Annotated in this window: 10 protein-coding genes; 5 read left to right on the top strand and 5 right to left on the bottom strand. The window is 69.0% G+C overall.

Annotated features, from left to right (window positions below; all coding sequences use genetic code 11):
* The first annotated feature begins 117 nt into the window (after nt 1–117).
* From EFK10_RS08680 to EFK10_RS08670, 3 genes are read left to right on the top strand one after another with little or no spacing between them, the layout of a single operon-like run.
* Nucleotides 118–1,152: a tyrosine-type recombinase/integrase gene (locus tag EFK10_RS08680; RefSeq protein ID WP_240677081.1), complete on the top strand. Its 1,035-nt coding sequence runs from the start codon at nt 118–120 to the stop codon at nt 1,150–1,152.
* Nucleotides 1,149–3,410 (top strand): tyrosine-type recombinase/integrase, encoded by a 2,262-nt coding sequence (locus EFK10_RS08675; RefSeq protein WP_240677080.1) that lies wholly within the window; start codon nt 1,149–1,151, stop codon nt 3,408–3,410. Before EFK10_RS08680 ends, EFK10_RS08675 begins: the two co-directional genes overlap by 4 nt.
* Nucleotides 3,400–3,831: a DUF6262 family protein gene (locus tag EFK10_RS08670; protein ID WP_127355161.1), complete on the top strand. Its 432-nt coding sequence runs from the start codon at nt 3,400–3,402 to the stop codon at nt 3,829–3,831. The genes EFK10_RS08675 and EFK10_RS08670 overlap by 11 nt, the downstream gene beginning before the upstream one ends.
* Before the next feature lie 585 nt (nt 3,832–4,416).
* Here the strand turns inward: EFK10_RS08670 and EFK10_RS47145 are convergent.
* Nucleotides 4,417–4,587, bottom strand: coding sequence for a hypothetical protein (locus EFK10_RS47145; RefSeq protein WP_164835891.1), 171 nt, complete (start codon nt 4,585–4,587; stop codon nt 4,417–4,419).
* Between the two features lie 194 nt (nt 4,588–4,781).
* Here EFK10_RS47145 and EFK10_RS08665 point away from each other — a divergent pair, with 194 nt between their 5' ends.
* A complete protein-coding gene (locus tag EFK10_RS08665) occupies nt 4,782–5,123 on the top strand; it encodes a CU044_2847 family protein (RefSeq protein ID WP_127355160.1) in 342 nt (113 codons plus the stop codon).
* The gene (locus EFK10_RS08660) at nt 5,120–9,403 is read left to right on the top strand and encodes an nSTAND1 domain-containing NTPase (protein WP_127355159.1); all 4,284 of its coding nucleotides are present in this window, start codon (nt 5,120–5,122) and stop codon (nt 9,401–9,403) included. Before EFK10_RS08665 ends, EFK10_RS08660 begins: the two co-directional genes overlap by 4 nt.
* Nucleotides 9,404–9,693: 290 nt before the next feature.
* On the opposite strand, the gene EFK10_RS08655 is transcribed toward EFK10_RS08660, so the two are convergent.
* The 4 genes from EFK10_RS08655 to EFK10_RS49735 all read right to left on the bottom strand — a co-directional run bounded on the left by EFK10_RS08655 (nt 9,694) and on the right by EFK10_RS49735 (nt 12,607).
* A complete protein-coding gene (locus EFK10_RS08655; protein WP_127355158.1) occupies nt 9,694–10,083 on the bottom strand; it encodes a hypothetical protein in 390 nt (129 codons plus the stop codon).
* Nucleotides 10,080–10,442 carry a hypothetical protein gene (locus EFK10_RS08650; RefSeq protein WP_127355157.1) on the bottom strand — a complete coding sequence of 121 codons (363 nt, stop codon included), beginning with the start codon at nt 10,440–10,442 and terminating at the stop codon, nt 10,080–10,082. The genes EFK10_RS08655 and EFK10_RS08650 overlap by 4 nt, the downstream gene beginning before the upstream one ends.
* A gap of 472 nt (nt 10,443–10,914) precedes the next feature.
* On the bottom strand, nt 10,915–11,205 hold the full coding sequence (locus tag EFK10_RS08640) for a hypothetical protein (protein ID WP_127355155.1): 291 nt from the start codon (nt 11,203–11,205) through the stop codon (nt 10,915–10,917).
* Nucleotides 11,198–12,607 carry a tyrosine-type recombinase/integrase gene (locus tag EFK10_RS49735; RefSeq protein WP_240677079.1) on the bottom strand — a complete coding sequence of 470 codons (1,410 nt, stop codon included), beginning with the start codon at nt 12,605–12,607 and terminating at the stop codon, nt 11,198–11,200. Before EFK10_RS49735 ends, EFK10_RS08640 begins: the two co-directional genes overlap by 8 nt.
* Nucleotides 12,608–13,423: the final 816 nt, after the last annotated feature.

The following is a 13,423-nucleotide window of genomic DNA, read 5'->3' as shown; positions in this document are numbered from 1 at the left end:
GTTATCTGCCGCCGTCCATGACGCGTATCGGTTGGAGGAACGGTGCTGGTGCAACGGGTGGTGTTGCCCGGTTCGGGGCGGGAGTCGTGGACGGTGCTTGGGGACGACGATGTTCCGGTGGCGCCGGTCGAGCGCTATCTGGCGTATTTGAGCGACATTGAGAAGTCCCCGAACACCGTCAAGGCGTATGCCCATGACCTGAAGGACTGGTTCGTCTTCCTGCACCGTCGCGGCCTGGACTGGCGTGGGGTGCACTTGGAAGACATTGGGGAGTTCGTGGCCTGGTTGCGGCTGCCGCCCGCGGGCCGGTCGGGGCAGGTGGCGGTGCTGCCGTCGGTGGCGGGGCACTGCACCGCGCGCACGGTGAACCGGAAGCTGTCGGCCTTGTCGGCGTTCTACCAGCACGCTGCCCGCGGCGGCGTTGAGCTGGGGGATCTGCTGGTGGCCTGGCAGCCGGCCCGCGGCCGCGGGGCTTCGTGGAAGCCGTTTTTGCACCACATCAGCAAGTCTGCTCCGTCTCCCGGCCGGGCGATCACGTTGAAGGCGTCGCGGAAGCTGCCCCGGGTGCTGAGCGCGACGGAAGCCCAGCAGATTCTGGACGCCTGTGACCGGTTGCGTGACCGGCTGCTGTTCGCCCTGCTCTACGACTCCGGAATCCGGATCGGGGAAGCGCTCGGCTTGCGGCACGAGGACATCGCCGCGGCCGAACAGACGGTGACGATCCTGCCTCGGGAGAACGCCAACGGGGCCCGCACGAAGTCGGGCCGGTCCCGGACCGTTCCCGTCAGTGCCGAGCTGGTGCGGCTGTTCGCTGATTACCTCCACGAGGAGTACGGCGATCTCGACTCCGACTACGTCTTCGTGAATCTCTGGGGCCGGCCACACGGCCACCCACTGGCCTATCCGGCCGTCTATGACCTGGTCAGGCGGCTGCGGCGCCGCACAGGGATCGCTTTTGATCCGCACTGGTGGCGGCACACGTATGCGACCCGGCTGCTGCGGGACGGCACCCCGCTCGAGGTGGTCAGCACGCTGCTGGGCCATGCCTCAGTGACCACCACGCTTTCCTTTTATGGGCACTTGAGCATCGAGGACGCCCGCCGGGTGCTGGAGCAGGCAGGATGGTTCGACGGCAGGGAGGTGACCTGGTGACCCCGGCCTCACAGCCGGACCACCACCGACCGGGACGGACCAGCCTGCGCGGTCAGCTGATGGCCGCAGTCCGGCCTGAGTTCCGCGCCGACATGCTGGTCTTCGACGCGGAAGATCCGGTCTTCGGCACCGGTGCCTGCCTGGTTCCCGCCTGCCGGCGGCATGTCCGCAACCGGGGCCTGTGTCAGGGCCACCATCTGCGATGGAAGGCGGCAGGACGCCCGGACGTGGAGGGGTTCGCCGCCTCGACAGACCCTCGCTGGTCCAGGCAGCAGCCCAACTCGAACTGCCAGGTTGCTGCTTGCGGCTACGGGTCGGCCCGCCAGGGCATGTGTGATCTGCACGGCCAACGCTGGATCCGCGCCGGCCGCCCCGACCTCGAGCGATGGCTCACCGCCCCGCCCGCGATCCCGCAGCCGCCGCCCGGAGCGTCCTGCCTGATCACGTACTGCGAGCTCTGGCCGCACTCCGACTCGGTGTTCTGCCACTCCCACACCAAGACATGGCAGGTCAACGGGCACCCCGAACCGGCCGGCTTCGCGGCCGCCTTCGAGAGCGAAGTGATCCCCTCCGATCAAGTCGTACGCTTCGAGGGGCTGGCGCCGCAGCTGAAACTCGAGCTGCAATACGCCCTGCAGTGCCGGGCCGGGCAACGGGCCTCGAAGACCTCACCGAGCGTGGTCATGCAGGTCGTCCGGTTCCTGGCCACGGCGAGCGAGACGTCGCTGCTTCAGGCGAGCGAGGCCGACTGGAGGGGCAGGATCGGCCGGCCCGCACCGAAGGACTCCAACCCCCGGGCCTTGCTCATCTACGCCCGCCAGGCAGCGGAGGACCTGGCCGCCGGCGCCGGATGGGAGGCGGAGTATCCCCGTGACCAGTGGCGCCTGCGACGTCTTGGGGTCACTGACGCCAACCGGACCCTACGGTTCGATGAGATCGAGCAGCCCCAGTTCCGAGAACTGGCCAAGCGGTGGGCCCGCTGGCGGATCAGCTGCGACTTGTCCTACGAGGCCGTTCGCCGCGGCATCGCCGCTCTGGTCCGCTTCGCCCGCTTCCTGAACAAGGACGGTGCCCGCATCGAGGTCCTCGCCCAGCTCGACCGGCCGGTCCTGGAGCGCTATCTGGCCGATCTCCATGCCGAGTACGGCGGCAATGCCCAGCGTCAGGGCAGTCACATCGGCTTGCTCAACCAGTTCTTCCACGCAGTCCGGCAGCACCAGTGGGACACCAGCCTGCCCTCGACGGCGATGTTCTTCAGCCAGGACTACCCCAAACGCACCGAGCGGCTGCCCCGGGCCCTGGCCGAGCACGTCATGGCCCAGGTCGAGCAGCCCGACAACCTCGACCGCTTCGACAGCCCCGCCTACGGGCTCGTCACGCTCATCCTGATCCGCTGCGGCCTGCGGGTCACCGACGCCCTGAAGCTCGCCTTCGACTGCCTGGTCACCGACACCGACGGCGCCCCCTACCTGCGCTACGTCAACCACAAAATGAAACGCGACGCTCTGGTGCCCGTCGACGAGGAGATCGTGCATCTCATCCACGACCAGCAAGCACGCGTCCAGGCCCGCTGGACGGATGGCAGCCCGCTGCTGTTCCCAAGGCCGACGAAGAACGTCGACGGACAGCACCCCACCGCCGGCTCCACCTACCGGCTGGCGCTCTATCGCTGGCTGGAACGCTGCAAGGTCCGCGACGAATACGGTCGTCCGGCTCACCTCACCCCACACCAGTGGCGCCACACCCTGGGCACCCGCATGATCAACCGCGACGTCCCGCAGGAAGTCGTCCGCCGCATCCTCGACCACGACTCGCCGCAGATGACCGCCCACTACGCGCGGCTGCACGACACCACCGTCCGCGAGCACTGGGAGAAGGCCCGGAAAATCAACATCAGCGGGCAAGCCGTCCGTCTCGACCCCGAGGGCCCGCTCGCCGAGGCCGCCTGGGCCAAACACCGCCTCTCCCGGGCCACCCAAGCCCTCCCCAACGGCTACTGCCAACTGCCCGTCCAGCAGAGCTGCCCGCATGCGAACGCCTGCCTGACCTGCCCGATGTTCGTCACCACACCCGACTTCCTGCCCCAGCACCGCCACCACCGCACCGAGATCCTGCAGATCATCTCGGCCGCCGAAGCCCGCGGCCAGCAACGGCTCGTCGAGATGAACCAGCAGGTCCTGAGCAACCTCGACACGATCATCACCAGCCTCGCCGTCCCCGTGTCCTCGCAGCCGGAAGGCGCCGCCGATGCCAGCTGACAACACCGACCACCTGATCACAGCAGCCCGCCGGCGACACGAACTCACCCGCTCCAAAGCCATCCAGGCCCTCCGCGAACTCGAAGCGAACGGCACCTCGATCACCTTCGACAGCGTCGCCCGCCACGGCCAGATCTCCCGTTCCTGGCTCTACACCCAGGCCGACCTGCGAACCGAGATCGAGCGGCTCCGCGAGATCCAGCGCCGGTCCCCACAATCGGCTGTCCCGGCCCGGCAGCGAGCTTCCGAGGAGTCCCTGCTTCGGCGCCTGGAAGCGGCGAACCAGCGCAATCGCCAACTCCTCGAGGAGAACCGGCGCCTCCGCCGTCAGCTCGCCCACGCACTCGGCGACCAACGGGCGATCCGGGCCGAAGAACCCCGTCCTTCGCGTCGCGCTTCGACAACGATTGGCCCCTGCTGAACGCGCTCAGAAATCCCCGATCACACCCATCATGGACACCGTCCACGACACGAAACAGCACGTCAATGCAGCAGAACCGAACCGAACTCCAGATAACCATCGAGTCCCTGAACGCCCGCTACCGGCGCGCGGCGCCCGCTCACTGCTGCACCTGCGACTGGCCCGCGCCCACGCCGCACTCCGCGACGCCACCGCGTGCCGGCGGTCCCCGGCCGCCGCCGAGACCGAACTCGCCACCTCCTCCCCCGATCCCACACCGGCCTGGTGCTCGTGGATGTCTCCGGCGGTTATGCGGTCTGTCAACCTGTTCCAGCCCGGGGGTGTCTCAAGGCGTCGCTGCTGCCTGGCTGCGTGACGAGCGGTCGTGCGCCAAGCAGCAGCGCGCGGTTGTCGGGGGCGAGTGGCGATAATGGCTTCGACGCGTACGGCTTCGTCGGCTGCCGTCGGGACTGCACTCGTCGAGGGCCTGGTGCCAGTCGCGTTCGAAGGCGTCGTTGTGGTCGCCGAGTTAGGCGGGGCCGGAGTACCTGCAGGAGAACTGCGGGCCGACGATTACGTCGTCCAGCGGGCGGCGACGGTGCGGTCTCAGCGGGCGGTTTCGACGTTGGAGAACGGGGAGCGGGCCAGCACGTCCTGGTGGCATTCCATGAGGCTGGAGCAGGTGCCGGATGCTGCCCGATGATCGGAGCCGAGGCAGTGGGTGCGGACGTCGGCGATGACCTGGAACTGGGGGCGGGCTCGATGCTGCCGGGGCACCGCCGGAGCCGAGGATGACGGCCTCATTCGACTCGATGTGCTGGCCGAGGTCGCGCAGGGCCTGATCACGGCCCACGGAGCCATCCGGTCCGTATGTGGCGGTCCTCGGGAGACGGTGAAACCAGGGGCGGATGGGAACTGTTTTCCGGTTGAGTAGCTCAGATCCATTCTGGACTTTCCGAGGAGGTGGGCCGATGCCGGGTCTTGCGCGGCTGCCGCTGGAAGGCGGCGGGGCGATTCTGCTGGAAGAGATGGAAGACACACCGGAGTTCGACGGGCCGGTGAAGGCGGGCCGGGTCGGGGACGCCGTACGTGAGCTGCCTCGGACCCTGCAGGAATCGCTGGTTCCGGTGCGGGAGACGGCGCGGGCGGTGCTGGACCAGTTGCGCCAGGCGGGGCCGCGGGAGGTGGAGGTGGAGTTCGGGGTGAACCTGTCGGCGAAGGCCGGCGCGGTCATCACCTCCGGCGAGACGGCCGTCCATCTGAAGGTCCGCGTGGTGTGGGAGAGCGGTGACGCTGGGCCGGATGCCCCGTGACGACCGTGGCGGCGACGGCAGGCCTCCCGGACGACGAGAGCAGTCTCGCCGGGGCGGGTGAGCCGTCGGTGTCCGCGTCGGTCTTCCAGGTGCTCGCGTCGGACGGCACCGTGGCCGGCGCGGGGTTCCTGACGGGAGGGGACACCGGCTTCACCTGTGCGCATGTCGTGCGCGCCGCCGGCCGGTCACCGGGCGGCAGGGTGGAGGTGCGCTTCCCCCATCTGCCGGACGCGCCAAGGGTGTTGGCCGAGGCGGTGGCCGAGGAGTGGCGGGCACCGGACGCGGAGGACGTCGCCGGGCTCCGCCTGGACTCGGTTCCGGCGGGAGCCCGCGGCATGGCCGTGGGGACGAGCGCGGGATGCCGGGGGCATGGGGTCTTCTCGTTCGGGTTCCCCGCCCAGGCGCCACGGAGCGGGCATTTCGGGTACGGCGAAGTCGGCGGCCTGCTGCCCGAGGCCGACGGCGCGGGACGGCTGCTCCAGCTGTCGAAGGCCAACGATCTGACCACCGGGTTCAGCGGCGGACCGGTGGTGGACGAGATGACCGGCCTGGTGATCGGCATGGTCACCGCCATCGCCTCCCCCGACGCCCACCTGAAAGGGCTGGGAATCGCCTACGCCACTCCGGCCGAGGTGCTGCGGGAGGTCCGGCCCCGGCTGACCGAGCATCAGGCGTGCCCGTATCTGGGGTTGGAGCCGTTCACCGCCCGGCACGCGGAGTGGTTCCACGGCCGTGAGGCCGCCGTGGAACGGGTGCTCGCCGCGCTGGGCGGCGACCGGCGGATGCTGATGCTGCTGGGCCCCTCCGGAGCGGGGAAGTCGTCGCTGATCAACGCGGGTGTCCTGCCCGCCCTGGCCGAGGGAGAGATACCGGGCAGCGACCGTTGGCTGCCGCTGTGCGTCCGTCCCGGCCAGGACCTGCTCGCGGAGCTGGAGGGCGCGGGTCTGCCCGGTGCGGCCACGGACGGTCTGCCGGCCGCGGTGGAGGCCCGCCTGGCCGCCGAGCCCGACCACGACCGTCTGCTGCTGGTCGTCGACCAGTTCGAGGAACTCCTCACCCAGCCCGCCCCCGACTCGGACCGACGTGCCGACGACGTGCGGCTCCGGGCCGTGGACCAGCTCGTGGAACTGGGCGCATCCCACGCCGCCGTCACCGTGCTCCTGGTCATGCGCAACGACTTCTACGCCCCGCTCGACGCCGTCGCCCCCGACCTGATGAACGCCGTCCTCCCCGGGCTGTGCAACGTCCCCGCGACCCTGAGCCGCCAGGACCTGCAAGCGATCATCACCCGGCCCGCCGCGGCCGTGGGCCTGCCTCTAGAGGCCGGTCTGGCGGACCGGATCGTCGACGACGTCCTGGACATCGACCCGGTGGCCCGGCAGGCGCCGGTCACCCTGCTCCCGCCGCTGGAGCTGGCCCTGCGTCAGTTGTGGGTACGCCGCCGCCGCGAGGACGGCCACCTCACCCACGCGGCCTACGAGAAGCTCGGCAAGGTGACCGGCAGTCTGACGGCCTGGTGTAACCGTGCCCTCGGTCAACTCCCCGCCGAGCAGCGTCCCGTCGCGCAACGGATCCTCACCGCGCTGGTCCAGCCGGCCGACGAGGCCAACGGCATCCCCGCCACCCGCCGGCCCGTCCCGCTCACCCGCCTGCGCGCCCTGGCCACCGACCACGGGGCCACCGACCCTGACACCGACGCCGCCTTCGACGCTGTACTGGCGGCCCTGACCCGCTACCGCATCGTCGTGACCGACACGACCGCGCTTCCCGGGGCGCCTCCTGACGAACCGGCGGTGGAGCTCATCCACGACGCCCTCATCCGCGGCTGGGCCGACCTGCGGGACTGGGTCGCCCAGGACCACCAGTTCCAGGTCTGGCTGCGCCGCGCCACCGAACAGCAGGACCGCCACGCACATAGCGGCCTGCCCGGCGACTTGCTGGACGGCTCCCTCCTCGCGGAAGGAGAGGAATGGGCGGGCCAGCGTTCCCTCCCGGCCGAGATCACCTCGCTCGTGGAAGCCAGCCGACAGCATCAACAAACGGCCCTGCGGCGCACCCGGCGCATCAACATGAGTCTCGTCGTCATGCTGGTACTCGCGCTGATCGCCACCGGCGTCGCGTTCGGCCAGCGGCAGACCGTCATCGGCCAGCGTGACCGTGCCGCGTCCGCCCAGGTGGCCGGCGTCGCGCAGGCGGTCCGCCGCACCGATCCCGAACTCGGCCGGCGGCTGGCGATCGCTTCGGCGCGGCTGGCCGACACTCCCGAGTCGTGGTCGGCGCTGCTCGCCTTGCACGACCAGCAGGAGGACGATGCGCTGAAGTTGCCGGGCTTTGTGGCGACGCAGTTCGATCTGGATGCCACCGGGGAGGTTCTGGTGGCCGCCGGGGGCACGCGTGTGGAGTTCTGGAACGTCAGAACTCGTAGAAAGACCGGTTCCTATGCGGCTCCGGCCAGGGTCCAACGGGTGGACCTTTCCGACGACGGTAAGACGGCCGCCGTGAGTACCGAGGACGGGTACACCCGCCTGATCGACATCGTGGGCGCCCGTCTCCGCAAGGCGCACGCCACATACCGCACCGCCAAGGAGGCCAGCGGAAACTGGCCGGGTGTGGCGGTCAGCCCTCGGGGCACCTACCTCATGGTCGAAACGACCGACTCGGACCTGAAGTCCACACTGGCGGTCTGGGACACCCGTACCGCCCGCAGGATCATTACGTTGAGCACCCGTGCGCCCGTCTCTCTCTTGAAGGACTCCTCGTTCTCTCCGGACGAGCGTGTGCTCTCTCTGCCCGGCAGCCAGGGGAAGCCGTTCACGTGGATCGACCTGCGCGCCAAGAAGAAGATACTTGCCCCCCTCCCCTACTACGGGCTCAAGGCCGGCGACATCGAGGGTCCCGTGGTGTTCAGCCCGGACGGGAAACGCGCGGCTGTGCGGGCCAAGGGCGGCAGAATCAGCGTGTTCGACCGGACCAAGAAATGGACCGGCATCGAACTCAAAGGTACTGAGGACGCCACGGACTACATTTCCATGTATTTCAGCCACGACGGCCGGTACCTCGTGCACAACGCCTTCGTCTGGGATGTGTCGTCGCTGACGAGTACCGGACCGGTCATGCGTTACTCGACCACTGAGAGCGAGTGCTATCCCCCGACCGCGCTGCGTTTCACGGCCGACGACTCGAAGCTCCGGTGCGTCGGAACCGACGGCGTGGTCCGGTCGGTCGACGTGAATGCATTCACCAAGCCCCCCAAGGACAACGGCTATTACTACGAACAAGGGGTGTTCTCCGGCGACGGGCGCACCCTTGCGCTGGGTGCCGGCAGCGACATCGGAATCTGGTCCACGCTGTCGCGGACCAAGCGTTTCGACCTGACCGCGCGTGCGGAAGCCTCGGGTTGGCCCGTGGAAGAGATCCAGCTCAGCCGCGATGGACGTCGGCTCGGCATTCTCAGCGGCACCAGGATCGAGATCTGGGACACGGGCGGGAAAAAGGGGTCGATGCTCGGCAGTCTGTCCATCCTCAAGGAGGACCAGTCCGACGAAGCGACGATGGCGTTCGCGTTCTCACCGGACGACAAGTCGCTAGCCGTCCAGGTCGTGACCAAAGACCAGACCAATGTGCTGACCTTCTGGGACCTGACCACCATGCGCCGGATCCGTGAGGTGCGAGCCAACCTCGGATACCCCGACAACGGAGGGGCCGTCTTCTTCCAGCCCGACGGCAAAAGCGTGATCGCCGCCCCGAACTTCGGCAGAGTCGCCTTCCCCTCCGGCAAGGTCCTCGCCAAGGGCTCTCCGAGCCTGGAAGTGGACTCCGTCAGCGAGGACGGCTCGACGCTCTACACCTACCCCCGTGGATTCCGGCCCTACGTGAGGTTCTGGGACGCTCGGACACTCCTGCCCAACGGAGAAGACCTGCGCACCGGCGCCGTGAGCACTCCTCTGTTCACGCCGGAAAAGTCCACCGCCGCCTCACCCGACGGCCGGCTGTTCGCCACCGTGCACCAATCCGCACCCGGCTACGCGATCAAGGTATGGGACCGCCGCACGGGTACCGAGCTCGGCGTCCCCCTCACCGGCCCCCTCGACGAGATCCTCGCGCTGGCCTTCTCCCCCGACGGCTCGACGCTGACCGGCGTGGACAAGCACGGCAGGTTCTTCACCGACACCATCGCCCCCGCGCGCCTGATCCGAGACCTCTGCGCCAGGTCGGGCCCTCTCACCAAGCAGGAATGGAAGGCGCACATCACTGACATCCCGTACCGCAAGACCTGCTGACGTGGCGGGCCGACGTTGAGAACTTCGGCGTCTCAGAAGGGCGACGCTGCTACCGAGCGAACATCAGCGCCGTTTGCGGGCAGCACACGCATCCCGAGCGGGGCCGCAGCACCAACCTCTCACCGACCTGCACAGACAGCTCGCCGCCGTAGACGGCGTGAACAGCAGGTGACGCGCCCGGTCAGGGCAAAGGAGAGCTCGGGGTCGGCAGGACCGCGACGTTGTCCCCGGACTGCCGCAGCCGTTCGAGGAGACGGGCGTTCTGTGTCTCCAGCTCGGCGTGCGCAAGGTCAGGACCTGGATCTGGTGGCGTAGGTGGCCAGGGTGTCCTTTAGCTCCCGGATCTCGGCAGCGTGCTCGCTGCGAAGCTCACGCTCCGCCTTCTTCAGCCGGGATACCTCCGCTCGCAGTTCCTCCGGTTCCGGGCGGCGGGTCTGCGGCGCATCCAGGATCTCCTTCACTGCCTGGGCCAGCGGCGAGCGGTAGAAGGACGCGCGGGAGACACCGGCCTCGGTGCACAGATTCACGATCGTGATCTCGCCGTCGGTGAGCTCGGGCAGCCCGTGCATCAACCGCTCGAACGCCTCCATCAGCGAACGGTCGATGTCGGTGAGCACTCTGCCGCCGGTCGAGTGCCGGTCGAAGGCGTGCCGGATGCGCAGCCGTGTCTCGTCGTTCACGCCGTCCTCGTGCCTTCCTTACTGCCGTCTGTAGTGATGCTCTGGATGAGTTCGTCGAGTTCGGTGGTGTAGTCGGTCAGGGCGATCACCTGCAGGCGAGGCATGGCCTCGCGTTCCTTCTTGGGCAGGTCGAGCACCGACAGGGCCTGGTCCCGTGCGGTGGTGAGCCGGGGCAAGTGCACTGCCGACCGGCGGGCATTGGGACAGTGCAGACACATGTTGTGAAGTGGCACCGGGCGGCCGAGGGCCTTGGCGCGCTTGCGGCAGACGGCGGTGGCGGCCTGGTAGAAGCAGTCGTTCAGCACCCCGGGGTGCAGCGTCTTGGCCGAGTTGAACCGCTTGACGGTTCCGCTGGCCATGCACACCCTCCAAAGGGACTCGAGATCGGTTCCCGCACCGCGCGGGAACCGGAGGTGACTGCCCTGGCCTCCGAGACACTGCACAGCAAAACCGCCCGCACAGGTACTCGCGGGCGGCAGGTACGTCGGAACCACGACAGCTGCAGCCGACGGCTGATCATCGCACTGAACGAGCAGATGGCCGAGCTGGAAGGACGGGTGAAGGCGCTTTTTCACGCGCACCCGGACGCTGAGATCTACCTCTCGCTGCCCCTTACCCTCGGCGCTGCGGGCGACGTTTCGCATCCTGCGCCCGCTACTCACCGCCGGCGTCTTGGTCCCCCTGTTCATCAAGGGCTTCATCACAGGGCACCGGCCTGGCCCTGGAGATCGCCCTGACCGTCGCCGGCCTGCTGTGCGGCCTGGCCACGGTCGGACTCACCCGGATCTACCGCAGCCCGCGCACCGGCAAGCCGGTTAGCCGCGCCGGAAGTCAGTACGGCTGGACGCGGGTGAGGATGCAGTGGGGCGGGTCGGCGTCGGCGACCACCACGTACTCGGCGACGCCGAGGGAGCCGTGCGGGCCGAGTGGGATCCGGCGCTGCTGCGGCCACTGCTGGGAGGCGGTGTGGCCGGGCACCTCGCCGCTGGTCTCGTTGATGACGACTGTCGTGGCGATGATCGCGGAGAACATTTGCGGGTCGGTCTTGGGGTCGAGCAGGAGCCGTTCGACCTCGGGTGAGAGGTGGCAGGGCCAGCCCTCGGTCTCCTCGCTGTCACTCAACGGGGAGCCCCTGTTCGTGGCGGCGAGCGATGACGTCAGCGACGCTGGCTGTCGGCAGGGTGCCGTTCAGCGCGGCCTCGGTGAGGCGGTCTCCGTCGGGGTCGGTGTCCAGCATCGCTTCGCACCACCAGCGCCGCAGGACGGCCTCGGCCTGGTCGAGCGGGGCGGTGCCGAGCTGCCGGTAGAACTCCATGCGCCGCGCGGGCGCCAGTGCGGCGGCAATGCCGTCGACGGTGCGGGGCACCCGATCCTGTGGCGGGTGGGGATGGACGGGTTGTGCGGTCATCGGCGTGCTCTCTTCCGGTGAGGACTGGCGGCTTTGCCTGGTTAGGTCAGGGCGTTCTGCGACGGGCGGCGGGATCGCGGGAGGCGACGTGTCTGGCCACGGAGTCGACGCCGGGGCGGGCGTAGCGTTCCAGGGACGGACGGAGGCGTGCCGGGAGCGGGCCAGCAGCATCGGGGTGGACGTACCGGACTCGGCGTCGTGGGTGAGCGCACTGTGCCGCAGCCGGTGTAGCGTCCACCCCTCCAGTTCATCGGCCTGGTCCTTGTCGGCGAGCGGGTTGGCCAGCAGCCGAGTGCCCTGTTCGAAGATCTCCTCCGCCCGCCGGTAGGACAGCCTCGCTCGGCCGGTGACCGGGCACACGTCCAAGCTGGGGGCGGCATCGGGAGCACGGCGCTCGGTGAGGAACAGCGGGCCGCTCCTGCGGCCGGCGATGAGCTGGGGCAGCAGTTGGGCGGTGCCGGACTGCCAGTGGATCCACTCGATCGCCCCGCCCTTGGCGGTGGTCTTCCCCCGCTTGTCGGCGGTGAACAGGTCCTCGACGTTCAGGCACAACACCTCATCCGCCCGCGCGGCGGACTCGTAGAGCAGTTTCCACAGGGTCTTGTCCCGCAGCGGTACCTCCAGGTGCCACAGGGCAGCGATCTGGTTCTCCGCCAGTGCCTTCGTCTTGTCCGGCGGGGTGGGGCGACGCCCCATCCCCAGGGTCGGGTCGGCGGTGATCCAGCCCTGCCGCCGCCACCAGGTAACCGCTTTGCGGACCACCGACAGCTCGCGGTTGACGGTGTCCGTGTCCACCGCGTCCGCCCGCTCCGCGGCGCGTTCGGCCAGCCGCTCGGGCATGTTCGGATCGTCCAGCACGCCGAGGGCGAGTGCGGGAGGTTTCGCCCCGCGCCGCGAGGGTCCGAGCGGGGTGGGCTCGCCGGCCAGCAGCCAGCACCAGTTCGTGAGCGAGATCCGGTAGACGCGGGCGGAGCCCTGGGAGATCCCGGCTGCGGTCAGGTAGCGGTCGACCGCCGCGGCGTAGGACTGCGGTCCGGCGGACAGGGGCACGATCCGGGCACGCTGCGGCACCATCGCGCCCCCTGCCTCTGGCGCGCTCGCCAGTTCGACCGACACTCACCCGCCCCTTCCTGCCCCGTCGCGGTAAATGCGTACACCTCGCCCCTGCGCGCGGATCAAGCCGCCGCAGGTCGGTGGCGGCAGTCTACGGGTCCTGTCGCGGTAAATCCGACGAGATTTACCGCGACAGGACCCGACGGAGTTGTACCCGGACCTGCCAGCGGGGCTCAGGCAAGGGTTGCATGAATGCGGATCCGATCGTTGCTGGCCAGGTTGAGTGCGCGATGGACGAGGCCCGGCCCGTAGAGACGCTGAGCCTCTGCCAAACCCAGGCCGTCGATGGCGGTAACCACTAGGGCCTGTTCTGAATTCGGATCATGGTGCGGGCGTCAGGCTGCGGAGCCAGATGACGGAGCCGCGTAGGTGTAGGCCGGCTTCGTACACACCGCACCAGCGGCGCCGGGGCCGTACCGGTCACACGGACAGCGGCATTGCCCGCACTGGCGTTCCCCTCTTCGTTCGGGCGTTCACGATGGGTCGCCGCTTCAGACGGTGCCGGCACCACCCCGGGGCGGACGCTCAGGGCAGTTCGCCATTCAGGAAGCAGGCGGGTTGTGGCCCTCGCAGCGCATGTCGATGAGTTGGCAGAGCGGGGCGCCCAAGGCATGGTCTCCGGCACTACGCCGACCACCGCCTTGATGACCCGGACCACCATGGGCGGGACAACTCGGGGCGCTGGAGGCCAGCCGACGGTGCCCCTATGGCACACGCCATTAGCTTGACTCTGTCGGTGATCTTGATGGTCGAGGTCAACTGCCGAGGGTTCGCCAGGACTTTGACCGGGGGATTTCGTTCTGGTCCAGGAAGGTCTGG

This window comes from Streptomyces soli, assembly GCF_003999195.1.
GTDB classification, from domain to species: domain Bacteria; phylum Actinomycetota; class Actinomycetes; order Streptomycetales; family Streptomycetaceae; genus Actinacidiphila; species Actinacidiphila soli.
Note: the sequence above shows the minus strand (reverse complement) of the source record. Positions and strands in the feature narration are given on the sequence as shown.

Coding starts and splice junctions, on each gene's coding strand:
- EFK10_RS08670 (WP_127355161.1), top strand. CDS start 3,400: ATGCCAGCTGACAACACCGACCACCTGATCACAGCAGCCCGCCGGCGA.
- EFK10_RS08665 (WP_127355160.1), top strand. CDS start 4,782: ATGCCGGGTCTTGCGCGGCTGCCGCTGGAAGGCGGCGGGGCGATTCTG.
- EFK10_RS08650 (WP_127355157.1), bottom strand. CDS start 10,442: ATGGCCAGCGGAACCGTCAAGCGGTTCAACTCGGCCAAGACGCTGCAC.